Annotated in this window: 21 protein-coding genes; 9 read left to right on the top strand and 12 right to left on the bottom strand. The window is 64.3% G+C overall.

Annotated elements, in window-relative coordinates:
• Window positions 1-9 precede the first annotated feature (9 nt).
• Window positions 10-2016, bottom strand: coding sequence for a methyl-accepting chemotaxis protein (locus tag ACGK9R_RS01645; protein WP_394577821.1), 2007 nt, complete (start codon window positions 2014-2016; stop codon window positions 10-12).
• A 445-nt stretch (window positions 2017-2461) separates the two neighbouring features.
• On the opposite strand from ACGK9R_RS01645, the gene ACGK9R_RS01650 reads away from it, so the two are divergent.
• The gene (locus tag ACGK9R_RS01650) at window positions 2462-3295 is read left to right on the top strand and encodes a hypothetical protein (RefSeq protein WP_394577822.1); all 834 of its coding nucleotides are present in this window, start codon (window positions 2462-2464) and stop codon (window positions 3293-3295) included.
• A 10-nt stretch (window positions 3296-3305) separates the two neighbouring features.
• Here the strand turns inward: ACGK9R_RS01650 and ACGK9R_RS01655 are convergent, their stop codons facing one another.
• The 6 genes from ACGK9R_RS01655 to ACGK9R_RS01680 all read right to left on the bottom strand — a co-directional run bounded on the left by ACGK9R_RS01655 (window position 3306) and on the right by ACGK9R_RS01680 (window position 7545).
• Entirely contained in the window at window positions 3306-4475 is a 1170-nt protein-coding gene (locus tag ACGK9R_RS01655) for a glutathionylspermidine synthase family protein (protein WP_394577823.1), read from the bottom strand.
• Window positions 4476-4480: 5 nt separating this feature from the next.
• On the bottom strand, window positions 4481-5092 hold the full coding sequence (locus tag ACGK9R_RS01660) for a DUF1190 domain-containing protein (protein ID WP_394577824.1): 612 nt from the start codon (window positions 5090-5092) through the stop codon (window positions 4481-4483).
• Between the two features lie 10 nt (window positions 5093-5102).
• Window positions 5103-5513: a DUF350 domain-containing protein gene (locus tag ACGK9R_RS01665; RefSeq protein ID WP_394577825.1), complete on the bottom strand. Its 411-nt coding sequence runs from the start codon at window positions 5511-5513 to the stop codon at window positions 5103-5105.
• A 78-nt stretch (window positions 5514-5591) separates the two neighbouring features.
• The gene (locus ACGK9R_RS01670) at window positions 5592-6317 is read right to left on the bottom strand and encodes a DUF2491 family protein (RefSeq protein WP_394577826.1); all 726 of its coding nucleotides are present in this window, start codon (window positions 6315-6317) and stop codon (window positions 5592-5594) included.
• A 55-nt stretch (window positions 6318-6372) separates the two neighbouring features.
• Complete coding sequence (locus ACGK9R_RS01675; RefSeq protein WP_394577827.1) at window positions 6373-7065, bottom strand: PspA/IM30 family protein; 693 nt, start codon at window positions 7063-7065, stop codon at window positions 6373-6375.
• Between the two features lie 15 nt (window positions 7066-7080).
• Complete coding sequence (locus tag ACGK9R_RS01680; protein WP_394577828.1) at window positions 7081-7545, bottom strand: DUF2170 family protein; 465 nt, start codon at window positions 7543-7545, stop codon at window positions 7081-7083.
• A 171-nt stretch (window positions 7546-7716) separates the two neighbouring features.
• Between ACGK9R_RS01680 and ACGK9R_RS01685 the strand changes: the two genes are divergently transcribed.
• Window positions 7717-8337 (top strand): cyclodeaminase/cyclohydrolase family protein, encoded by a 621-nt coding sequence (locus tag ACGK9R_RS01685; RefSeq protein WP_394577829.1) that lies wholly within the window; start codon window positions 7717-7719, stop codon window positions 8335-8337.
• Window positions 8338-8403: 66 nt separating this feature from the next.
• The gene (locus ACGK9R_RS01690; RefSeq protein WP_394577830.1) at window positions 8404-9561 is read left to right on the top strand and encodes an MFS transporter; all 1158 of its coding nucleotides are present in this window, start codon (window positions 8404-8406) and stop codon (window positions 9559-9561) included.
• Here the strand turns inward: ACGK9R_RS01690 and ACGK9R_RS01695 are convergent.
• The 3 genes from ACGK9R_RS01695 to ACGK9R_RS01705 are packed head-to-tail and all read right to left on the bottom strand — an operon-like array spanning window position 9558 to window position 13269.
• On the bottom strand, window positions 9558-10601 hold the full coding sequence (locus ACGK9R_RS01695; RefSeq protein WP_394577831.1) for an ABC transporter ATP-binding protein: 1044 nt from the start codon (window positions 10599-10601) through the stop codon (window positions 9558-9560). The genes ACGK9R_RS01690 and ACGK9R_RS01695 overlap by 4 nt on opposite strands.
• Complete coding sequence (locus tag ACGK9R_RS01700) at window positions 10589-12292, bottom strand: ABC transporter permease (RefSeq protein ID WP_394577832.1); 1704 nt, start codon at window positions 12290-12292, stop codon at window positions 10589-10591. Before ACGK9R_RS01700 ends, ACGK9R_RS01695 begins: the two co-directional genes overlap by 13 nt.
• Window positions 12292-13269 carry an ABC transporter substrate-binding protein gene (locus ACGK9R_RS01705; protein WP_394577833.1) on the bottom strand — a complete coding sequence of 326 codons (978 nt, stop codon included), beginning with the start codon at window positions 13267-13269 and terminating at the stop codon, window positions 12292-12294. The genes ACGK9R_RS01700 and ACGK9R_RS01705 overlap by 1 nt, the downstream gene beginning before the upstream one ends.
• A 172-nt stretch (window positions 13270-13441) precedes the next feature.
• On the opposite strand from ACGK9R_RS01705, the gene ACGK9R_RS01710 reads away from it, so the two are divergent.
• From ACGK9R_RS01710 to ACGK9R_RS01725, 4 genes are read left to right on the top strand one after another with little or no spacing between them, the layout of a single operon-like run.
• Window positions 13442-14308, top strand: a complete 867-nt coding sequence (locus ACGK9R_RS01710; protein ID WP_394577834.1) for a putative selenate ABC transporter substrate-binding protein — start codon at window positions 13442-13444, stop codon at window positions 14306-14308.
• A 2-nt stretch (window positions 14309-14310) separates the two neighbouring features.
• On the top strand, window positions 14311-14964 hold the full coding sequence (locus ACGK9R_RS01715) for a phosphonate ABC transporter ATP-binding protein (RefSeq protein ID WP_394577835.1): 654 nt from the start codon (window positions 14311-14313) through the stop codon (window positions 14962-14964).
• Window positions 14964-16439: a PhnE/PtxC family ABC transporter permease gene (locus ACGK9R_RS01720; RefSeq protein WP_394577836.1), complete on the top strand. Its 1476-nt coding sequence runs from the start codon at window positions 14964-14966 to the stop codon at window positions 16437-16439. The genes ACGK9R_RS01715 and ACGK9R_RS01720 overlap by 1 nt, the downstream gene beginning before the upstream one ends.
• Window positions 16440-16491: 52 nt before the next feature.
• Window positions 16492-17034: a YgjV family protein gene (locus tag ACGK9R_RS01725; RefSeq protein ID WP_394577837.1), complete on the top strand. Its 543-nt coding sequence runs from the start codon at window positions 16492-16494 to the stop codon at window positions 17032-17034.
• Here the strand turns inward: ACGK9R_RS01725 and ACGK9R_RS01730 are convergent, their stop codons facing one another.
• Window positions 17035-17316 carry a YrhK family protein gene (locus tag ACGK9R_RS01730; RefSeq protein ID WP_394577838.1) on the bottom strand — a complete coding sequence of 94 codons (282 nt, stop codon included), beginning with the start codon at window positions 17314-17316 and terminating at the stop codon, window positions 17035-17037. It lies immediately after the preceding gene.
• Between the two features lie 159 nt (window positions 17317-17475).
• On the opposite strand from ACGK9R_RS01730, the gene ACGK9R_RS01735 reads away from it, so the two are divergent.
• Both ACGK9R_RS01735 and mtnK read left to right on the top strand, forming a co-directional pair.
• On the top strand, window positions 17476-18732 hold the full coding sequence (locus ACGK9R_RS01735; RefSeq protein WP_394577839.1) for a GGDEF domain-containing protein: 1257 nt from the start codon (window positions 17476-17478) through the stop codon (window positions 18730-18732).
• Between the two features lie 130 nt (window positions 18733-18862).
• Window positions 18863-20164, top strand: coding sequence for an S-methyl-5-thioribose kinase (gene mtnK, locus ACGK9R_RS01740; protein ID WP_394577840.1), 1302 nt, complete (start codon window positions 18863-18865; stop codon window positions 20162-20164).
• A gap of 57 nt (window positions 20165-20221) precedes the next feature.
• Here the strand turns inward: mtnK and ACGK9R_RS01745 are convergent, their stop codons facing one another.
• On the bottom strand, window positions 20222-21277 hold the full coding sequence (locus ACGK9R_RS01745; RefSeq protein ID WP_394577841.1) for a substrate-binding domain-containing protein: 1056 nt from the start codon (window positions 21275-21277) through the stop codon (window positions 20222-20224).
• Window positions 21278-21302 lie beyond the last annotated feature (25 nt).

A 21302-nucleotide genomic window follows, 5' to 3' on the forward strand; every position in this document is an offset into this window, starting at 1 on the left:
CTCCGCACATCAGCGTCGATCCGTCGTTGAGTGGAGGGTGAACTCGCGCACCAGCGCGTTGAGTTCGGCGGACATCTCGATCATTTGCTGGCTGATGTCGGTGATATGGCGCACCGACTGCGCGTTGCGGGCGCTGGCGGTGTCGATGTCGCGCAAAGCGGTGACGACCTGGCTGCTGGCGGTCTTCTGTTGCTGGGTGGAGAGCGAGATCTGCTGCGCCGCGCTGCTGGTTTGGCTTGCGGCCTTCAGTACGGCCTCGAGGTCTTCGGCGGTGGTGAGGCTCACCTCGACGCCTTTTTCGATCGCGGCCGCGCCTTTTTCCGAGGTCACGACCAGCCGGCTGATGGCGCGTTGGATCTCCTCGGTGTGGCCCTCGATCTCCTGAGTGGAGTCGGTGACGCTGTCGGCAAGGCGGCGAATTTCGCTGGCCACCACCGAGAAGCGGCGCCCGGATTCGCCGGCGCTCGAGGCTTCCAGCGCGGCGTTGAAGGCGATCAGCTTGGTCTGCGCGGCCAGAGTGTTGATCAGCTCCATCACCTTGCTGATCTGTTTGGATTTGGCCCCCAGCGCGACGATTTCCGCCAGGCTCTGCTCGCTGTCGCCGCGAATGGCCTGCATGCGCGACTGCAGATGCTCCATGGCATCGGAGCCCTTGCGGCTGCGCTCGAGGGTCTGGTTGGCCACGTCGACCACCGACTGGGAGTGGTCGGCGATCTGAGTCGACGACGCGGAAAGCTCCTCCATGGTGGAGGTGATCTCGGCCACCGACGAGGCCATCTCCTCGACCGCCGCGGCCATGGTCTGGTCGGCCTCCAGGCGCGGATCGCTTTGGGAAACGCCGGAGAGCCCGGCGGTCTGCGCCAGCCGATCCGCCACGCCGTTGAGCGCCTGGGCGTTGGCGGACACGGCGGTCATGGCGCGCGAAAGCCGTGACAGAAGCTCGTTGGTTTGATCGGCCAGGTCGCCAAGTTCGGCGCGGTCGTCGGTGCTCACGCGGCGCGTCAGATCGAGGCTCAGCGTGATCTCCTTGAGCTGGCGCTGAAAGCGCGTCAGCGGGCGCAGCAGACGCACGGTGAGCGGGTAGAGCGCCACGAGGCCTGCCAGCAGAATCAAAAGCCCCCAGCCGGTCGAGGCGAGAAAGCGCATTTGCGCGGCCTCGATGTACTCGCTTTTGGCCACCTCGACCATCAGGTAGCGCCCAAGCTCCGGTAGCCAGCGCGTCGCCATCAGGTAAGGCGTGCCGTCTCGGGTGACTTCGTTGACCTGGGTCTCGCTTCGCGATAGCGCAAGCGACGAAAGCCCGCTGGCGGGAGCGCTGGCATTGTCGCTATTCACCATCAGCTCGCCGGTAGCGGTGAGCAGCGCGGCGCGGCCGGTGTCGCCCAGCCTGAAGTCCTCGATCAACTGCGCCATCTGATCGAGATTCAGCGCCGCGCCGGCCACGACCAGCGGGCGGCCGTTTGGTGCCTGAGCGTCGCTTCTAAAGTTGAGAAAAACGAAGCTGTCCCCCGGCGTGAAGGTGTCGCTGTCCAGGTTCAGGTTGTAGGGGGCGTCACTGTCGGTGAACTCGAAATACCAGCGGTCTTCGCTTTCAGGGCCCTGCAGGGCGCGCTGGAGCAGATTCCCCTCGCGATACTGGAAATAGTAAGCGCCGATCGGCGACTGCACGGCGAAAAAGAGCAGGTCCGCCTCCAACTGCTCGGCCGGACGCGACAGGTAGCCGGCGATGGCCGAGCGCTCCGACACCGGCAGCCCGTTCTCTACCCACTGTTCCAGCACGTAGCTGTTGGCCACGCCTTCGGAAATCGCCAGTGCCGGGCTAAGGCGCAGTATCAGTCGGGTCGCCAGCGCCTCTACCTGCTGGGGGAGCTCGTCATTGATCAAGCGCTCGAGCCGCGACGTGCTGTGCGCCTGAGCCTGGAGATAGAGCGCCAGCAGCAGCGTCACCGCCAATACCGAAGCAAAGGAGAGAAACTGACGCAAGCTCAGGGGCAGGGTTTTCCAGCGGGCCTTCATACGCAAGGGCTCCAGGAGGCCAAACCATCGTGACCAGTTCGTTAATTAATATTGATTAGTTAAATAGTACTCTCAAAGTACTGAAGAATTACAGCGTCTGGTTATTTTTTAGCGAGCGCGGTTTTATCAGGCAGGTTTGGGTTCGATAGTGCGGTTTTATAACCTGAGTTTATAGTTATACAACTGGATCTATTTCTCGGACCAAAGGTGCAATCAGCCCTTACGTTGACTTGGGTCAATGAAGTTTTATTTCATTAATTTACGAGCGTTTTAAAGCTGTACGCGAAGTACAATTATTTTGACAAAAGTGATACAAGAGGGTACTTTGTAGCGGTCAAACAGACACCTTGCAGAGGAAGCAGTCATGTTGTCACTCTCTCAGTCGACAACCTTGAGCGTTCTTCGGTCAGTCGCGGCCCAGCACCATAAGGCGAAGCATACGGACATGCTGCCTTGCGCGGGTACGCCGGAACGCGCCGGGTTGTCCCATGCGCTTGCGCACCTGTTCGGCGCGCGCCAGCTGGCGCTGCCGGACACTTCCATTACCCTTGGCGAGTGGGCAAAGACGCTCGCCGAACATAACGCCATCGAATACCTCAATCTGCATGACACCAGTCGGGCGGCGTTCTGCAACCGTTTACAGCGCCCGTACCGCCATACCAGCGCCGCACTCGAGCAGGAGGCCGCATCGCTCAAAATCCTGCTCGGCCTGTGTGCAAGCAAAGAGCGCACGCTGATCAGCTGGCTGTCGCTGCAAAGCGTTGCCGGGTTCATGCTGGGCGCGCTGCTGCCCCAGGTGGCTGGCTGGCAGACACGTTCGCTGTTCGAAAACGCCGGTGCGCTCTGGGAGCTCAACGCCGGTGACATCATCGCCACCGACAGCCAGCGCTGGCGCCAGCTCGCCCAGCGTTTACCGACGCTTCCCGCCGATGTGACGGCGATCGCGACCACGCCGCTGGACACCGCTACCTGGCAGGCGCTGAAAGAGAAAGGAGTAGCGCATATCGTCGAGCTCTACAGCGAGCCCGCCCTTGGGGTCATCGCTGCGCGGCGTAGTCAGAGCGCTCCTTTTGAACTGCTCGCCCACTGGCACCCCACCGAAAGCGACGACTACTTGCTGCGCCTGGCCAAGGGCTCTGCGCCGAAGGAGGTCAAACTGGCCGAGCCGGTCAGCTGGATCGGCGCGCGGGAATTCGTCACGCAAGAGGCGAGCACGCGCTCGACTCCACTGGCGGCGTGGTCGATGCGGTCAAAGGCGACGGGCGCTACCGCCGCCTGAAACGCTCTATCTAGTTGACGATCGCGTGGGGCACGAAGCAGGACGAGTCCTTGGTGATGCGCCCCACATCCTCGCGAATGCCCATCCCGCAGGCGCGGTCGCCCACCACCCAGCTCCCCACCAGGGCGTGAAACTCGCCGAAGCGCGGCATCGGGTGATACGCCTGGCGAATCCAGGGGCTATCCACGTAAGGCCCGGCCACGCTCTCGAACGCACCTCCGTTGGTGGTGAGCTCCACGTTGCTCCCTTCCCGTGAAAAGAACGGCTTGCGCACCCAGCCCGGCGGCAGGGTTGTCTCGCCGAGTTTTTCGAAGTACGCGGGCAGCAGGTTGGGGTGATCCGGGTACTCCTCCCATAAAAGCGGCAGAATCCCCTTGTTGGAAAGCACCGCCTTCCAGGGCGGCTCGAACCAGTGGGTGGCAAGCTCGGGAATCAGTTTGCCGAAATCCTCCTGAGCCAGCTCCTCCCAGGGGTAGAGCTTGAACAGCGCCCTGATCGGCGCATCAATCAGGTCGACGAAGTAGTCACAGCCAGGCAGCACGCCAATATCCTCGGTGTGGATGAACGGTGCCTCGAGCCCGGCCTGCATGGCGATATCCTGCAGGTAGTGGACCGTGGCGCGCTCCTCGACGTTATCCTTGATGCAGGAAAAATGCAGCGTGCGATCGCTCAGGCGCTGGCCGATATGCGCAAGCGCGCCCATCAACTTCTCCTGAATCGAGTTGAACTGGTCCGCGTTGCGCGCAATTAACCCCTGCTCGATCGCCTGCTCGAGCCACACCCACTGAAAGATACCGGCTTCATACAGCGAGGTAGGCGTGTCGTAGTTGAGCTCTAAAAGTTTGGCGGGGCCGTTGCCTGCGTAGGCGAAATCCATGCGTCCGTAGAGATGTGGCTGGCCGGCGCGCCAGGAGTCGAAAATCGTATCCCACATGAACTCTGGAATGCTCAGGCGCTGCATCAGGGCGTTGGAGTGGCACACCTTGTCGACAAGCGCCATGCACATCTCGTGAAGCTCCTCGGTCGGCGCTTCGATATCGCGCTCGACCTGTTCAAGAGTGAACTGGTAGTAAGCGCTCTCCTTCCAGTAGGGTTCGCCGTCGATGGTATGAAAATGAAACCCCAGCTCACGGGCCAGGGTTTTCCAGTGGGGGCGCTCGGCAACGTCGACTCTGAGCATGAAGGTCAGGAGCCCCAGCCGCCGCGGGCGGAGGAGCGCGAGCCGAAGCCGCTGCGCTGGGTCGCCTGGCGGTTCTGCACGGCGGTATTGCGCATCGTTTGCTGGCGCTGGCTGACGCGTTGACTGGCCTGGTTGGTGGCCGCGTTCCAGTTGCCCTGGTTTTGCCGGTTGCGGTACACCGGCTCCTGATAGAGCCCCTGGCTGGTGGCACCGCGGCTGGTGCGCGACATCATGTTGCCGACCATGTAGCCCATCAGCGCCGGCATGAACCAGCCGCCACCGCTGCCGCCGGTGGCGGCCTGGGCCTGCTCCTCGGTGGGGGCCACGCAGGCGCCTTCGCCGTGCTCGGCCTCGCAGGCCTCGAGCGAGTCGAAACGCGGCACGTCCTGAAGCGAGGCCTCGTAGGACTCCTCGCAGGCGCTCTGGGTGTAGACGTTTGACGCCACGCACTCTTCGACGCTTTGATAGCTTCTGGGGCTGTCGAAGCGCACGTCGGTGACTTCCTCGGGCTGCCCGCAGCCGGTCAGAGTGAAGGCGCCGGCGCCCATCAGGGCAAGCGACAGTTTGGCGCTGCGTTTACGCCGGGGCAGGTGGGGCGTTTGGTCGTGCTGGGTCATGATGAGCTCCTTACCACGTCATCGAGGCGGCGTTGAGTAAACCCACCGCAATGCAGATGCTGCCGACCAGAATGCCGTAGGCCATGTGGCCTTCATTGATGTGGGTCGACAGGCTTTCGCCCTGGTTTTGCAGCACCACCTTCAAGCCGAAGAAGGTCGCCAGCTGCACGCCGAAGGCGATCACGCCCCAGAGCAAAAAATCGATGAAACTGATCGAGTTGGCCATGGCGCTGTAGAGCGGCAGGGTAAAGCCCAGAATCGAGCCGGCGTAGGCGGTGGCCGCCGCCGCGTTGCCCTGGCGAATCAGCGTCCACTCCTTGTGCGGCGTGATCCGGCTGTAGCAGTACATGAAGGCGCCCAGCAGAATCAGCGCGCCGATCAGATAACCGAGAAAGTGGGGCAAGCCCTGCAGATAGTTCATGGTCGCGTCTTCCTTGTAGGCAAAGTGATCCTGGTAGACAAAGTGATCCAGACCCGGTCGAGGATAAAGGCTCGAGGGTCAAATAGCATCAATATCCAGCAAGGCCACGTCAACGCCCAGATTCTCGGCCAGCATGAAGCTGCCTTCCTCGTCGCTCTCCGCGCTCATGAGCACGTACTCCATGCGCTCGGAGCCTTCGATAGGGCGCTCGAACAGCATCGCATGGTGCACCACCTGGCGGGTCACGACGCTCTGCTCGGTCATCACCTGCTCTTCGAACTGTACCGGCGGCGACCAATCGCTCGAAGGCTCGCCCCAGACGCGCTCGAAGGTACGCTCGCCGTCACCGGCGGTCGATTCGATCGTCAAATGCCGGGTGCCCAGCGGGCGCGAGGTGGGGTCGGCAGCGTCGAGCAGCGCCTCGAACTCGGCCTGGGAAACGTGACTGACGCGGTAGAAGTCGAACAGCTTGTACTCGATGACGCGCCTGTTCTCGACGCTGGCCTGAAGCCAGGTGTCGTTCTCCAGATAAAAGCGCACCAGGTGGGCGTCCTGACCGAGCTCGACGTGGCCGACCGCGGCGATCAGGTAGTCCTGGTCGCTTTCGAACTGGAACAGGGTATCCGGATAGACGGCAAGCTCGCTCAGATTGAGCCGCACCCGGCCGCCCAGACGCAGCCCAGCGAAGTCCTCGGCGCTCATGCCGAGGGGGAGCCCGGCGTTGAAGCTTGCATCCCCGGGCCGCTCGGCGGTGGGGCTTTTCTCGGCGCCGCCGCCAAGCAGCGCTTTCAGGGTCTTGAGCATCGCTCTCTCCTTGGCAGGCCCACTGGATAAACCACCGGGCCTGCCCGTTCATCGCTTATACCGGGTTTTCGCGTTTGGCCTTGATGCGGGCCAGCACGTCGTCCGCCTTGCGCTCGTTGGCGCCGACCCCGGCAGCCTTCAGGCGGGCTTCCAGGTCGCTGCCGCTCTCCTCGGCGGTGAGCTGCTCGGCGGCCTTCATCTGGGCGGCGTCCAGCGCTTGGCGCTCGCGGATGCGCTCCAGCGACTCCATGGCGCTGCCCATCGCGCTCTGCTGGCCGGAGTGGCGCGCCGCCACGGCGGACTGCGCCCGCTGGGCAGACTCGGTTGCCTTGACCACGCTCACCTGCTGCTTGAGCTGACGCAGCTGGTTTTCGGTGTTGCGAATGGTGCCGCGCAGGCTTTCGATGCTGGCGTCGAACTCATCGACGATATGCTGCTCGGCTTCAAGCGCGCCCTGCAGCGCGACGATACGCTCGGCGACCTCGACGGCCAGCGCCTCCTCGCCCTTGTCGAGCGCTGCCGACGCGCTGTGCTCGAGCTCGTCGATCTTCTTCTCGAGCGCGATGACCTTGTCGCTATTGATCTGGCGCTGGCCCATCAGGCGGGCAAGCTCGGTCTTCGAGGCCTTGAGGTGCTGTTCGGCGTCGCGGATCTCCTGATCAAGGATGCGCAGCGCCTGAGAGTCGACCACGGCCTGACCGGTTTCGTGGGCCTTGCCGCGCAGCGCGGTCATGATCTTGTTCAGCATGGTGTACTCCTTGAGTTAACGCGCCGGGGCGGAAAAGTGGGTCTGGATCAGCCGCGCCACTTCCATCGCCGCGCTCGCGGTGGCATGAAGCTCGGCGCAGATCGAGGCGAGCTTCGAGTCGGCGAACAGCTGCCCATAGGCGACGTAGTAGTCGCGCTCGTCGATGGTGACGATGCCGATCGAGGCCAGCGGCAGCATCACGCCCTGGCGCAGAAGCTCCTCGTTGAACGCGGTCTGGTCATTGACACGCTCGAGCGCGGTGATGGTGGTCATCGCCACCCACTCGTCTTCGCTTTTCGAAAGCGTGAGCGTCAGGTGGCCGTAATCGAAAAGCTCGAACACCAGGGTGTCGTTGGCGTCATCGAGCGTGATCTCGGCGCGGGGCCATTCGAGCCCGTCATCGGTGTTGGCCGACATGATGTGCTCGTAAAGCTCGGCGGCGGTGGCGGTGGCGGCGGGCGTATCGTTATGCGTCGTCAAGGGTGAAACTCCCCGATGAAAGCGTCCATGAAAATCTCAGTCGTCGAAAGACAAGGTAGCACGCTCGATCCCTGCTACGGTGTCGGACAAATGATTTAAGCTTGAAAACATGTTTCTACGACCCGGGACGACCGTGCGAGTTCGCGCGTCGACCGCTTTCAAGGACGCTGCATGAATCAGAAAATGCCCCCCACCGAGCTGTGGCAAACGCCGCTTGGTGACTTTCGCGATGCCCTGGCGCATCGCCCCATGCCCGGCTGCGGCGCGGCGGCGGCCGTGAGCGCGGATTTTGGCCTGGCGCTGATCCTCAAGGGGCTGCACCTGGGCCAACAGCATCAGCGAAGCGCCGAGCGCGCGGCGCTGATCACCCGCGGCGAAGCGCTCAAACGGGCGCTAGCGCCGCTGGCGGGTGAGGACGTCGCCGCGTTTGACGCGATGATGGCGGCGCTTCAAAAGCCACAAACCTCCGAGGAGGAGAAGCGCCTTCGCGCCGAGGCCATCCAACTGGCCGCGCGCCGGGCCGTGGCGGTACCGCTCGAAACCGCCCGGCGCTGCCTCGAGGCACTCACCCTGGGCGAAGAGACGATGGCGCACATCGAGGCGCAGTTTGAAAGCGACGCCACCGCCGGAGCGCATCTGCTGACGGCGGCGGTGCAAAGTGTGCTGCTCAACGTCGACGCCAACCTCGAGGCGCTGGGCAGCGACGACGAGCGCCAGCGCGCGCTCAAGGAGCGCGACACACTGAAAATCGAGCTCGCCGCCGCGAGAAAATCGCTCGGCCTCGTTGAATAACACCTTGTTGGTCGGGCCTTGGCGACGAGCCTCTCCAGCGCCGCCTCTCGAATCCGGAAAATGCGTATGCCGCTAACGGTCGTTCTGCTTTCACTGTGTCAGGCGCTGCTGGTCAGCGGCAACATCCTGCTTATCGCCGTTTCGCCGCTGGTGGGCGCCGCACTTGCCCCCGGGCCCGCCTTTGCGACGCTGCCGGTGGCAGTGCAGTGGCTGGGGCTGATGGTCGCGACCATCCCTGCTTCGCTGATCATGGGGCGGCTCGGGCGCAAGCGCGGGTTCGTGCTGGGCAACCTGGTCGGGCTTTCGGGCACCGGTGTGGCCATGGCCGCGCTGGCACTTGGCCACTTCGCGCTTTTTCTGCTCGCGACCTTTCTGATCGGCGTGGGTATCGGCTTTGGCCAGCTCTACCGCTTTGCCGCACTGGAGGCCGCGAGTGCGCGCCACCGCGAGCGCGCGCTGGGTCTCGTCATGGGCGGCGGGCTGCTCGCCGCTTTCATCGGCCCTTGGCTTGCGCGCTTCAGCCGGGAGCTGAGCGATATTCCGTTTCTGGCAAGCTTCGCCGGGCTCGCCGCGCTCTACCTGATGGCGCTTGGCCTGCTGCTTTTCACCCGGCTGCCCAAAGCGTTCGTCGAGCCGGCATCCGGGGAGCAGCGCCCGCTGGGCGAGATCCTGCGAGCGCCGGCGTTTGTTGTGGCGGTCGTCTCGGCGATGGTCGGCTATGTGGTGATGAACCTGGCGATGACCGCCACGCCCCTGGCCATGTCTCATGCCGGCCACGGCTTCGATCACGTGGCGATGACCATTCAGTGGCACGTGGTGGCGATGTTCGCACCGTCGTTTTTCACCGGCCCCTTGATCGCCCGCGTAGGGGCAAAGGCGGTGATCGTGACGGGCTGCCTACTGTTGGCGGCGAGCACTTTGGCCGCGCAGCTTTCGCTCACCTTTGCCGGCTTCAACCTGGCGCTGGTGCTTTTGGGCCTTGGCTGGAATTTCACCTTTCTGCCTGCCACGGGGCTCGTGGCAAAGGCGCACCGCCCGTCGGAGAAGGCGCGGGTGCAGGCCGCCAACGAGTTTCTGGTGTTCGGCGCCGTGGCCCTCTCGGCGCTGGCGGCGGGGCCGCTGGTCAGCACGCTCGGCTGGGCGGCGCTCAACGCCTGGCTTTTGCCGGTGTCGCTGGTCCCCATCGTGTTGCTCGTTTGGCAGCGCCGGGCGGGCGGCGGTTAATCCGCCTCCAGACACCAGCCCTGGGTCAACGTAAGCGCCACCGGCTGGCCGGGCGTCAGCGCGTGCGGGTGATAGGCCATGAGTTCAGCGCCGTCTTCCAAACGCAGGTGCAGTTCGAAGCGCTCGCCGCGAAACGTCTGGTGCTCGACGCGGGCGGTGAGGTGCCGCGCGGTGGGGGGCTCAATGCTCACGCGAACGTGTTCCGGGCGCACCAGCACCGGCTGGGTGCGCGCTTCGACCGGGGCATTGAGCCCTTGCATCAGCGCGGTTTCACTCAGGCGCTGGCCCGGGGCGCCGGCGGCGACCAGAAGCTCGCTGCCCTGACCGATGAAGCCCGCTACCCACTGGCTTCTGGGCTCGCGGTAAAGCGTTTCCGGCGTGGCCCACTGCACCAGGCGCCCGTCGCGCATCACCGCGATGCGATCCGCCAGCGCCATCGCCTCGCTCTGGTCGTGGGTCACGTAGACCAGGGTCGCTTGGGTGCGGCGATGAAACTCACGAAAGCTCTGCTCCATGGCGGCGCGCAGGTGCCGGTCAAGGTTCGCCAGCGGCTCGTCGAGCAGCACCACCGCCGGGTCCGTGACCAGACAGCGGGCGAGCGCTACCCGCTGGCGCTGGCCGCCGGAGAGCGCCTGGGGCGTGCGGTCGGCGTACTCTTCGAGCGCGACCAGCGAAAGCGCCCGCTGTACGCGCTCGCGGTAGGCCGCACTGCGCACCTTTCTGAGCTTGAGCGGATAGCCGACGTTGTCCGCCACGCTCATGTGCGGCCACAGCGCGTAGGTTTGAAACACCATTGCCATCTGGCGCTGCTCCGGCTCGACGTGGTGTGACGGGCTTGCCAGCAGCGACTCATTCAGGCGGATCTCGCCCCGGGAGACCGGCTCGAAACCCGCCAGCATGCGCAGCATGGTGGTCTTTCCGCAGCCGCTGGGGCCGAGCAGCGCGACGAACTCGCCGGGCTCCACGGTGAGCGACAGCCCATCGACAGCGGCGTGTTCGCCGAAAAACTTGCTCACGCCTTCGATACTCAGCGCTGCCACGGCACGACTCCTCGGGGCAGGCGAGGCGCCAGCAGGCTCAAGGCGAGCATCAGCGCGGCGACCATTGCGACCACCAGTACCGATACTGCCGAGGCCAGCACGCTCTCGCCGCCCTCATCCAGATTGAAGATCAGAACGCCAAGGGTTTCGTTGCCGGCGCTCCACAAAAGTGCTGAAACCGTCAGCTCGTTGACCGCAAGCAGAAATACCAGAAGCCCCCCGGCGAACAGCGCCGGCGCTACCAGCGGCAGCACGATGGTCGCCAACCGGCGCCAGGGCCCGGCACCGGCGAGCTGCGCGGCCTCCTCGAGCGACGGGTCGAGCTGGGCAAGGCTCGCCGCCACCGGCTTCAAACACACCACCAGAAAGCGCGCCAGATAGGCGATGAAGATCAGTCCGAGGGTGCCATAGAGCGCCAGGTTGATCATCGGAAGCGGTCGTACGAAGAGCAGAATGCAGGCGATGGCGAGCACCACGCCAGGCAGGGCGTAGGGCAGCTCCACCGCGCCGAGCGCCAGGCTCTGAAGCCTTGGCGGCAGGCGCTGGAGCCGGTAAGCGAGCGGCAGGCTCGCCGCCATCAGCATGAAGGAGGCGCCGCCGGCGAGCCACAGGCTGTTGCTCACCGCCCGCCAGGTAGCGCCCTGGCGGCTCAACACCTCTTCAAACGCGGAAAGCGTGACGGTGGCGGCGGAAAGCGGTACGCCCATGGCGGGCACCAGCGAACTGACTACCAGCGCGGCGAGCGGGGCGACGAGAATCGCCAGCAGCACCGCCGCGAGCAGCGCCGTGACGGGCAGCTGAAAACGCCCCAGGGTGAAATCATGGGCGCGGCCGCTGTGGCCGGTAAGCCCGAAGCGGCTACGGCCCAGGGCGCGCTGCTGCAGCGCCACGCCGAGAAGCGCTATCACGCCAATCAACAGCGATAGCGACGCCATCTCTGGCAGCACCCCGGTGCCGAAACTCGCCATGCGCTGGTAGATCAGCGTGGGCAGCACGTAAACCCCGGCAGGAATACCCAGCATCGCGGGAATGCCGAAGTTGCCAAGACTCGAGATGAACGCCATCGCCGCTCCGGCTACCAGCCCGCCCCGCGTGACCGGCAGGATGATGTGGCCCCACACCTGAGCCTGGCGGGCGCCGCTGATGCGCGCGGCCTCGACCAGCTCGCGCGGCAGCGATAAAAGCGACGTTCGCAGCGCCAGAAACACCAGCGGTGCCGCCTGAATACCGAGCAGCAGCGCAATGCCCACGGCGGAGTAGAGCGGCTGAGGGCTACCGAGTGGCGGCGCCAGCCCCAGACTCTTCAACAGCGGGCTTGCCGGGCCGAAAAGCTGCAGCCAGGCAAGCGCGGTCACCTGGGGCGGAATCATCATCGGCAGCATGAAGCAGAACACCCAAGCGGCCTTGGCGCGCAGGTCGGTCAGGGTAATGACGAAGGCGAAAAGGCTGCCCAGCACAAGCGCCAGCAGCGTGCCGAGCCCGGCGGTATAGACGCTGTACCAAAGCGCCCGCCAGGTAGCGGCGTTGCTGAGCACCCGCCACAGCGGCGCGTTCGCCCCCTGAGCGAGATCACCCAGCGCCTCGATCAGAAGCCTCGCGCTTGGCGCCAGGCTCAGCAGCACGATCGTGACTGTCAAAAGCGACAGCAACCCGCGATGCGGGCGGCTCGCCGCCATGCCGAGTGTGCGCATCAGCCGCCGAACAGCTCGCTAAAGCGAGCCTTGAGCGCTTCTTCCTGCTCGAGGGTGCGGCTGATATCGACCGGCATCAGCTCGATGCTCTCCTTGGCCGGGAAGCCTTCCGGGGGTGCTGCGCCGTCGCGAGCGGGGAGATACCCCTGGCGGCTGACCAGCGCCTGGCCCTCTGGCGAGAGAACGAAATCGACGAACGCCTGGGCCGCATCGACGTTCTCGGCGCCTTCCATGATCGCCACCGGCTCGGTGACCGCGCTGACGCCCTCGTCGGGGAACACGAACACCACCGGCGAGCCCTTGGCCGCTTCGCGAATCGGCAGAAAGTCCACCACGATACCGTAGGCCTTGGTGCCCGCCGCCACCGCGTTGAACACACCGCCGTTGCCACTTTGCGCCTCGACGCGGTTGTCGCGAAGGCCTGCGTAGTAGGCATCGCCCAACTCGGGGTTGTCGGTGATCGCCGCCATGTGGATCAGCGCCGCCCCGGAGTAGAGCGGGCTCGGCATGGCGACCAGCCTCTGGTAGTCGGGTTCGAGCAGATCCCGCCAGCTCGACGGCCGATGCTCGGCGCCGGTGTTGTAGACGATGCCGGTGGTGATCAGCTTGGTGCCGTAGTAGTAGCCCTGCGGGTCGTAAAGCTCGCCATCGAAGGCCTCGCGCTCCGGGCTCTGGTAGGCCTGCAGGTGGCCATCATTCTTGAGCGACTCCATGGTCATGCTGTCCGCGATCAAGAGCACGTCCGGGTTGCTCACGCCGGCGGCAAGCTCCGAGCGCAGCCGCGTCATCAAGCGCGTGGTGCCGTCGCGTACCCACTCCACCTCGATCTCCGGGTGGGCGGCCATGAACGCATCGACGGTCTGCTGGGCGTCGCTTTGAGGCTGGCTGGTGTAGAGCGTAAGTGTTTCGGCGGCACTGGTGCCGGCAAGGGTGAGAGTCGACAGGGCAACGGCAAGGCAGAGCGAACGCTTGATCATGGGACGTCTCCGGAAGGGTTGGGCGTTGCCCAGCGTAGAGCCGGTATCTTACAGATGTGTGACAGTAGCGACGGCGCGAAGAAGGCTTTTGACGCAGTGAGCTGCTATGCTCCCACAAGCTTTGCTTCGGCGTGCTCGGCGCCGGTTTCTTCCCCCATGAAAGGACGCTCTTATGTCTCGCCAACCGTTTCTGGCCCGTGTGGCTGTTCTGTTTGCGCTGGTTTCACCGCTCGCTGCCGCCGATACCCTGGTGTTCACCGCCATCCCCGATGAGGACGAAACGCGCCTGCAGCAGCGTTTTCAGTCGGTGGCGGACTATCTGGCCGAGGAGCTCGATGTCGAGGTGCGCTTCATCCCCGTGACCTCCTACGCCGCCTCGGTTACCGCGTTTCGTAACAACCAGGTGCAGCTGGCCTGGTTCGGCGGGTTTACCGGCGTTCAGGCGCGGGAGCTCGTGCCCGGTTCGCAAGCGATCGCCCAGGGCGTCGAGGATCCGGAGTACAAGAGCTACTTCATCGCCAACGCCGCCACCGGCATCGAGCCGGTCGAATCCGACACTGCCCCGGAGGCGCTCAAGGGTTTGACGTTTACCTTCGGCTCGCAAAGCTCGACCTCCGGGCGGCTGATGCCGGAGTACTTTTTGACTCGCGATCTGGGTGAATCGCCAAACGATCTGTTCGAGCGGGTGGGCTACAGCGGCAACCACAGCCGCACGGTGTCGCTGGTGCAGTCCGGTGCCTACCAGGCCGGAGTCTTGAGCTACACCGCTTGGGAGAACGAGGTAGAGCAGGGCAACGTCGACCCGGAGCGCGTGCAGGTCATCTGGGAGTCGCCGAGCTACCCGGACTACCACTGGACGGTACGCGGCGACGTTGACGAGCGCTTCGGCGAAGGCTTCACCGAGCGCTTGCAGCAGGCGCTACTCGACATGGACGACCCGGAGCTTCTGGCGAGCTTCCCGCGCTCCGGCTTCATTCCCGCCTCCAACGAGGACTTCGAGCCGATTCACGACGTCGCCGTGTCGCTGGACCTGCTCTGAGCGTGAGTAATTTCGTTTTACAGGGTGCCGAGGCGCACTACGGCGCCACGCGGGTGCTCGGGCCGCTGTCGATCAGCGTGGACGAAGGCGAACACGTGGCGCTGATCGGCAAGAGCGGGGCGGGCAAGTCCACGCTGCTCTCGCTGATGTATGACCGCTGGCGCTCCCAGTCAGTGGCGCTGATGCCTCAGGCGCTGGGGCTTGTCGATACGCTCTCGGTGTTTCACAACGTCTATATGGGCCGGCTCGACCGCCACCGGTGGTGGCGCAACCTGGCGACGCTGGCCAAACCCTGGAAGCGCGACATCGACGAGATCGTCGCGCTGCTTGAAGAAGTGGGGATCGCGGAGAAGCGCTGGACGCCCTGCGGCGAGCTCTCCGGCGGGCAGCGCCAGCGGGTGGCGGCAGCGCGGGTGCTCTACCAGCAGGGCGAGTTGCTTCTGGCCGACGAGCCGGTGTCGGCCCTCGACGGCCCCCAAGCGAGTTCGGTGATGGAAAAGCTAACCCGGGGATACCCGCGCACGGTGCTGGCGATGCACGACCTGGAGCTGGCGCTCTCTTTTTGCACCCGCATCGTCGGGCTAAAGGAGGGCGCCATCGTGCTCGATGCGCCGAGCGAGACGCTCTCTGCCGCTGCGCTTCAGGATCTCTACTGATGCCGCTCTCCGCCACTACCCGTGTCACGCTCGGGCTCGTTGTGCTGGCGCTCGTCTGCCTCGTGCTGGGTGATTTTGCGATCAGTGCCCACGACCCCTGGCGCTCGCTTGGCCAGCTTTTTCTGGGGCTGATCCAGCCGGACTTCAGCAGCGTCGATTCGCTCGGCGAGGCGCTTTTGCGCACCGTGGCGTTCGCCTTTGTGGGGGTCGGGATCGGCGCGCTTGCCGGCATGGCGCTGGCGCTCTGTTTTCACCGCTGGTGGGTGCGCACCTTCTGCGCCTTCATTCGCGCCATTCATGAGCTCTTCTGGGCGCTGATCTTTCTGCAGAGCTTTGGTCTTCACCCGATCACCGGGGTGCTGGCGATCGCCATTCCCTACGCGGGGATTTTCGCCAAGGTGTACGCGGAAATCCTCGATGAAACCGATCCGCTGCCCGGCGAGGTGCTGCCGCGCGGGGCAGGGCGACTTTCACGGCTCGTCTACGCGCGGGTCAGCCAGGCCTGGCCGCACCTGGTGAGCTATACCGCCTACCGACTGGAGTGCGGGCTGCGCTCGAGCGCGGTGCTGGGGTTCGTGGGGATGCCGACCATCGGCTACCACCTGATGGCGGCGTTTGCCCAGGGACACTACCCGACGGTCGGGGCGCTTTTATTGATGTTCTATCTGCTGATCGGCACGCTGCGCCTCTGGGTGCGTCCGAAGCTTCTGCCGCTCTACCTATTGGTCGCGCCGTTTCTGCTCGGTACCGGGCTTCCCATCATGTGGTCGAACGTGACACGGTTCTTTACCGAAGACATCGTGCCCGCACCGCTCAGACGCGGCGAAGGACTGGAGGCGCTGTGGCAGTGGTTCGCGCAGCTTTTCATGCACCAGGCGTTGCCGGGGATCTGGAATACGCTATTGCTCACCCAGATCGCGCTGGTGGCGACCGGGGCGCTGGCGCTGGCGCTTTTTCCGCTGATTTCGCGCCACTTTACGGGCCGCGTCGGCGGTACGCTTGGCCACGTCATGCTGGTGGTGATGCGCTCGACGCCGGAGTACATGCTGGCCTTCATTCTGCTCCAGCTCTGGGGGCCTTCCATGCTGCCGGCGGTGGTGGCGCTGGCGCTACACAACGGCGGCATCATCGCGCACCTGGTGGGGCGGCGCAGCAACGAGATAACGCTCCGGCAGGACGCGCCGCGCGGGGTGAACCGCTACGCCTTCGAGATGGTGCCACGCCTTTACGGACCGTTTCTGGCGCTTCTGTTCTACCGCTGGGAGATCATCCTGCGCGAAACGGCGATTTTGGGCATTCTGGGAATCGCCACGCTTGGCTTTTTCGTCGACAGCGCAATCCAGGAGATGCGCTTTGATCGCGCGATGGTGCTGATTCTGCTCACCGCGCTGATCAACATCGGCGTCGACGTGCTGGCCCGGCGCCTGCGCGGGTATCTGCGCCTGCGTCACGGGGTCAATCGCCAGCAGTGTTGAACCGCCGCCGTTGACGACATTTCGCCTATTCGCCTCGCCTTGAAGGAGGTTCATGGAAAGCCTGACGTCGCTGGCCCTGGTGGGCCAGCTCTGTGGCTTCGCCGCGCTGGTGTTGTGCGTGGCGGCCTTTGCCAACAGGAACGACGATCGCCTGATGGCGCTGCTCATCTCGGCCAACGTGGCTTTTCTGCTGCAGTTCGCCTTTCTGGGCAGCTGGACGGCGGCGGCGCTGACGGCGCTGGTGATCGTGCGCATAGCCTTGGCCCGGCGCTTTCCGGGCAGTCTCAAGGTCATGGCCGGAGTACTCGCCGTCAGCGCCGTGGCGGCCGCACTCACCTGGCAAAGCGCCATCGATGCATTCGCCGTGGCGGCGATGGCGCTGGGCACGCTAGGCATGTTTTTGCTGCGCGGCATTTCGCTGCGCGTGTTTCTGGGGCTCGCCGCCTTTTGCTGGATGATGAACAACCTACTGATCGGCTCGATCGGCGGCACACTAGCCGAGGCACTGGTGGTCATCACCAATCTGATCACCATCGCGCGGCTGGTGAGGGCGAAGCGGCGTTACCCGGGCGCGGTCGATGAGCTCAAGCGCTGATCAAGCGTCCTGATTGGTATCCGGCAGACGTTTGAAATGGATGAAACGGTGAAGGCGAATCATGGGGCGAATCAGAAGCTGCACGCTGCCGACCAGAAACAGCCACACGCCGACGGTTTGTACGCTACCCTCATAAAAAAAACAGGCGCTGCCGATGACGAACCAGATACCGATGAGGATGTCGTTGACGATGCTCAGCACCTCGTAGCGCTGGTGTACTACCAGCTCGCGGTGGCCAAGGGTGAACAGCCAGTCGCCGCTGTCGTTACGTTGGCGTTGCATGGAAAGGCTCCCTGCGGATGAAAAACGAGAACGCTACCGGCGTTCAGGAAAAAACGTGACGCCTCGTTGCCGGCAAGCGGTCACGTAACGTGTCATTGTGTAAAGCGTGCCGTAAACTGTAGCAAAAGGTAAGGCGCTCTGGTGGAAGGGAGAGCTGGCATGGAGGATGAAACGCTATCGACAGCGGTGGAGGCCGAGCTTTCGCGCAAGGAGCCCCGGCTGCACTTTCCGCCCGCGCTGGAGGGGCAGTTCGAAATCGACACCCAGCAGCAGCGCCAGCGCGGTATGCTGTTTTCGCTTCTGATCGCCACGCCCCTCTACTTCGTTTTTCTGATCAACGACTTCACCTCTCGCTCCGAAATCTTCGGCTTTATCCTGTGGGTGCGTTTGGGCGCTGTGTTGGTAATTGGCGTGCCCGTCTTCTGGCTACTGCACCGCGGTGTCACGCCGTTCTGGCGCGAAACGCTCGTGGCTACGGTGGTGGTGTCCGCCATGGTCGCCTCCTGTATCGTGCTACGCGCCTCTTCGAGCGCCTACTCCTACTACGACGTTTACTGTTTCGGCCTGATTCTGGTGGTCGGTAATACGTTCTTTCCGCTGCGCTTCGTTTACGCTTGCGTAGCCACGGCGATCTGTGTCGCCGTGATGCTGTTCAGTATCACCGGGTACGCGCCAATGTCGGCTGATGCCAAACAGCTCGCCTGCCTGGGGATTTTCGCCACTGCGCTGTTCACTCTGGTCACCTGCTATCGGCTCGAGCGTACCGAGCGGCGCGCCTATCTGCTGATACTGCGTGAACGGATCCGCTCCGGCCACTATCTGCAGGATAACCAGGAGCTTTCGCGGCTCTCGCTGACCGATCCTTTGACCAATATCGGCAATCGGCGCCAGTTCGAAGCCACTCTGGCCGCCCGCTGGCAGGCGGCGCGGGAGCGGAAAAGCTGGCTAAGCCTTCTGGTCATCGACGTCGATCACTTCAAGCACTACAACGATCATTACGGCCACCTTCCGGGAGACGAATGCCTGCGCCATATCGCGGCGGCGCTGCAGGTCGAGTGCCGCGAGGCCGACCAGGTCGCCCGCATCGGCGGTGAAGAGTTCGTACAGCTGATGCCCCACACCGCGCCGGAAAGCGCCTACAAGGCGGGCGAGCGCATTCGCCGCCGGATCGAAGCGCTCGCGCTTCCCAACCCGGGCAAGGGCGAAACGGCAGTGATCACGGTCAGCGTGGGCGTGGCGGCGCTGATACCAAACGACACGCTCACACCCACGGACCTGCTGGCCCAGGCCGATGCCGCCCTCTACCGCGCCAAGCAGAGCGGGCGCAATCGCACCTGTATGGCCGAGGCTTGCGCGTGGCAATCCGAGGCTCAGGGCATCCCGAGCGACACACAGACGCTGTTCAAGGCGCCCTGAGGTCGTCTTCGCTGCTTGGCGCGTTTATCTTGCCTGGTACCTTGGGACTCTTCGGGTGGCGCTCTACCTGGCCATCGTGAGAGGCGCTATCGCTGCCAAGTGGTCACGCTCTCGTGTTGATTGACGTAAAATGCCGACCTTATCCCAGAGCGGTTACATTTCGACGAACAAGGAGCAGGCGGTGGTAGACGAGCAGGCGTATTGCGCATTGGAGGTTGGCACGCTGGGTGAACGCTTGGCGCCGGTGGCGGCGGTGAGCGAACGGGTCGGCGGCGACCCGGCGAACTGGAGCATTCGCGAGGTGGGCGATGGCAACCTGAACCTGGTGTTCATCGTCACCGGCGAGATGGGCAGTGTCGTGGTCAAGCAGGCGCTGCCCTATGTGCGCATGGTCGGCGAGAGCTGGCCGCTGCCGCTTTATCGCGCTCACTACGAGTACTACGCCCTGGTGCGCCAAGCCAAACGCGCCCCTGGCGTCGCCCCCAAGGTGTACCACTTCGACAAGGCCCAAGCGCTGATCGTGATGGAGTACCTGCACCCGCACGTCATTCTGCGCCGCAAGCTGATCAAGGGCGAGCGGGTCGCAGGGCTTGGCAAAACGCTGGGCGAATTCTGCGCGCGTACCGCCTTTCGCGGCTCGGAGCTTTCGCTGCCAAGCCCGGAGAAGAAAGCCGACGTGGGGCTCTTCTCCGGCAACGTGGCGATTCCCGCCATTACCGAGTCGCTGGTGTTCACCGACCCTTACTACGCGGCCGAGATGAACCATCACACGCCGCAACTTGCCGAGGCCGTGGCGGCGCTGCGCGGTAATGCCCTGCTCAAGGCGAAGGCCCAGCGAATGCTGTTGAAGTTCACCGCTAACACCGAAACCATGCTCCACGGGGATCTGCATTCGGGCTCGATCATGGCAACCGACGATAGCGTGCGCGTCATCGACCCGGAGTTTTCCCAGTACGGGCCGATGGCGTTTGATCTTGGCATGGCGGTGGCCAACTTTTTGATGGCCTACTTCAGCCAGCCCGCCCACCGGGACGCCTCAGAGCTCGAGGCCTACCAGGCGTGGATTCTTGAGGTGATCAGTGAATGTTTGGACAGTTTCGAGGCGGAGTTTCGCCGCCTGTGGCATACCGAGCGCTGCGGCATCCTCTACCCCCGGGCGCTATTCGAGGAGCAGGGCCACGACAGCACCCCCGCCTGCGAGGCGCTGCTCGACGAGATTCGCGAGGATGCGCTGGCATTTTGTGGCATCGAGATGCACCGCCGGGTGCTCTCGCTTGCCCACAACGCCGACTTCGAGGAGATCGAAGACAGCGCTCTTCGCGCCAGACTCGAGGCGCGCAACGTAAAGATGGGGAAGGAGCTGGTGGTCAACGCAAGCGCCTACCGCGAGACGCCAGCGCTGCTGGCGCTGGCGCGTACCCACAACCGCTGAGAACCGAAGGCATTGATCAAAAACGCGGGCCTCGGCCCGCGTCGTCGTTTTCAGCCGTTACTGCGCGGCGGCATCCGATCGAGGCAGCGGCAGCCAGTCCGCCAGTGCGACGTCGGCGTGAGCGAACTGCGGCATCTTCTCGGCCAGCGTTTGCATGTTGGTAATCGCATTGTCGTTCAAGAACTCGCGGGTGATCAGCGTGGGGGGTACGACCACCTGATGGCCCGGGTCTTCACCGGCCATCAACAGCGCCAGCGTGCGCACGGAAACCTCACCGACCACCGTTGGATTGGTGGCTACGGTGGCCGCCCAAGGCGAGTCCGGCTCGCGCATGGCGGCGATGTCCGAGGTGGAGATATCCGCCGAGTAGATCGAAATGTCCTCGCCCAAGCCCATCTCGTCGACGGCGATTTTCACCCCCGCCGCGAACTCGTTGTAGGGCGCGAAGAACACATCGATCATCGGGTTGGCCTGGATCACTGCGCGGGCCTGATTGGCGACAGAATTGGCGATGGGGTTATCGAGGGTGCCGAACACGGCGGCCTCGGTGACGCTTGGGTGCTCGGCCTTGAACGCCTCCCAAGCGGCATTGCGCCGATCCAGCGGGGCGATGCCCGGCACGTAGACGTAACCTGCGGTGAAGGCATCGCCGTTGTCCTCTAATGCCTGGTCGAGCGCGAGCTCCCCCAGCAGGTAGTCGGACTGCTCGACCTGGGGAATGGCCGGGTTGTCGACCTCCACGTCGAAGGCAACCACATCGATGCCCGCCTCAACAGCGCGCGCAGCGGCGGCCTGCATGGACTCCGGCAGCCCGTGCTGGAGGATGATACCGTCGACGCCGAGAGCGATCGCCTGGTCGACCATGTCCGCCTGCAGGGCGGCGTCCTGGCGGCTATCCAGCACGCGCAGGTTCACCCCGAGCGCCTCGGCCTGGGCTTCGACGCCGGAGAGGTAGGCTTGGAAAAAGTCGCCGGTGGAGATGTAGCGAATCAGCGCAATCTCGACGCTTTCCGGATCGTCGAAGGGCGCCGGGCGCGGTTCGGCAAAGGCAGTGCCTGCGGCGAGTGCCGCAGCAGCGACCGCGGCGAGATGAAACGTAAAGCGGTTGAGCATGGCGTGTTCCCGTTAGTGTTGTGAG

Source organism: Halomonas sp. HNIBRBA4712, from assembly GCF_043558675.1.
Classification (GTDB): Bacteria; Pseudomonadota; Gammaproteobacteria; order Pseudomonadales; family Halomonadaceae; genus Vreelandella.

Excerpts from the sequence above, each read along its gene's own strand:
- ACGK9R_RS01710 (WP_394577834.1), top strand. The coding sequence starts at position 13,442 with ATGTCTCGCCAACCGTTTCTGGCCCGTGTGGCTGTTCTGTTTGCGCTG.
- ACGK9R_RS01675 (WP_394577827.1), bottom strand. The coding sequence starts at position 7,065 with ATGCTGAACAAGATCATGACCGCGCTGCGCGGCAAGGCCCACGAAACC.
- ACGK9R_RS01705 (WP_394577833.1), bottom strand. The coding sequence starts at position 13,269 with ATGATCAAGCGTTCGCTCTGCCTTGCCGTTGCCCTGTCGACTCTCACC.
- ACGK9R_RS01720 (WP_394577836.1), top strand. The coding sequence starts at position 14,964 with ATGCCGCTCTCCGCCACTACCCGTGTCACGCTCGGGCTCGTTGTGCTG.
- ACGK9R_RS01685 (WP_394577829.1), top strand. The coding sequence starts at position 7,717 with ATGAATCAGAAAATGCCCCCCACCGAGCTGTGGCAAACGCCGCTTGGT.
- ACGK9R_RS01745 (WP_394577841.1), bottom strand. The coding sequence starts at position 21,277 with ATGCTCAACCGCTTTACGTTTCATCTCGCCGCGGTCGCTGCTGCGGCA.
- ACGK9R_RS01645 (WP_394577821.1), bottom strand. The coding sequence starts at position 2,016 with ATGAAGGCCCGCTGGAAAACCCTGCCCCTGAGCTTGCGTCAGTTTCTC.
- ACGK9R_RS01670 (WP_394577826.1), bottom strand. The coding sequence starts at position 6,317 with ATGCTCAAGACCCTGAAAGCGCTGCTTGGCGGCGGCGCCGAGAAAAGC.
- ACGK9R_RS01660 (WP_394577824.1), bottom strand. The coding sequence starts at position 5,092 with ATGACCCAGCACGACCAAACGCCCCACCTGCCCCGGCGTAAACGCAGC.
- ACGK9R_RS01650 (WP_394577822.1), top strand. The coding sequence starts at position 2,462 with ATGCTGCCTTGCGCGGGTACGCCGGAACGCGCCGGGTTGTCCCATGCG.
- mtnK (WP_394577840.1), top strand. The coding sequence starts at position 18,863 with ATGCCGACCTTATCCCAGAGCGGTTACATTTCGACGAACAAGGAGCAG.
- ACGK9R_RS01655 (WP_394577823.1), bottom strand. The coding sequence starts at position 4,475 with ATGCTCAGAGTCGACGTTGCCGAGCGCCCCCACTGGAAAACCCTGGCC.
- ACGK9R_RS01735 (WP_394577839.1), top strand. The coding sequence starts at position 17,476 with ATGGAGGATGAAACGCTATCGACAGCGGTGGAGGCCGAGCTTTCGCGC.
- ACGK9R_RS01700 (WP_394577832.1), bottom strand. The coding sequence starts at position 12,292 with ATGCGCACACTCGGCATGGCGGCGAGCCGCCCGCATCGCGGGTTGCTG.
- ACGK9R_RS01665 (WP_394577825.1), bottom strand. The coding sequence starts at position 5,513 with ATGAACTATCTGCAGGGCTTGCCCCACTTTCTCGGTTATCTGATCGGC.
- ACGK9R_RS01690 (WP_394577830.1), top strand. The coding sequence starts at position 8,404 with ATGCCGCTAACGGTCGTTCTGCTTTCACTGTGTCAGGCGCTGCTGGTC.
- ACGK9R_RS01725 (WP_394577837.1), top strand. The coding sequence starts at position 16,492 with ATGGAAAGCCTGACGTCGCTGGCCCTGGTGGGCCAGCTCTGTGGCTTC.
- ACGK9R_RS01730 (WP_394577838.1), bottom strand. The coding sequence starts at position 17,316 with ATGCAACGCCAACGTAACGACAGCGGCGACTGGCTGTTCACCCTTGGC.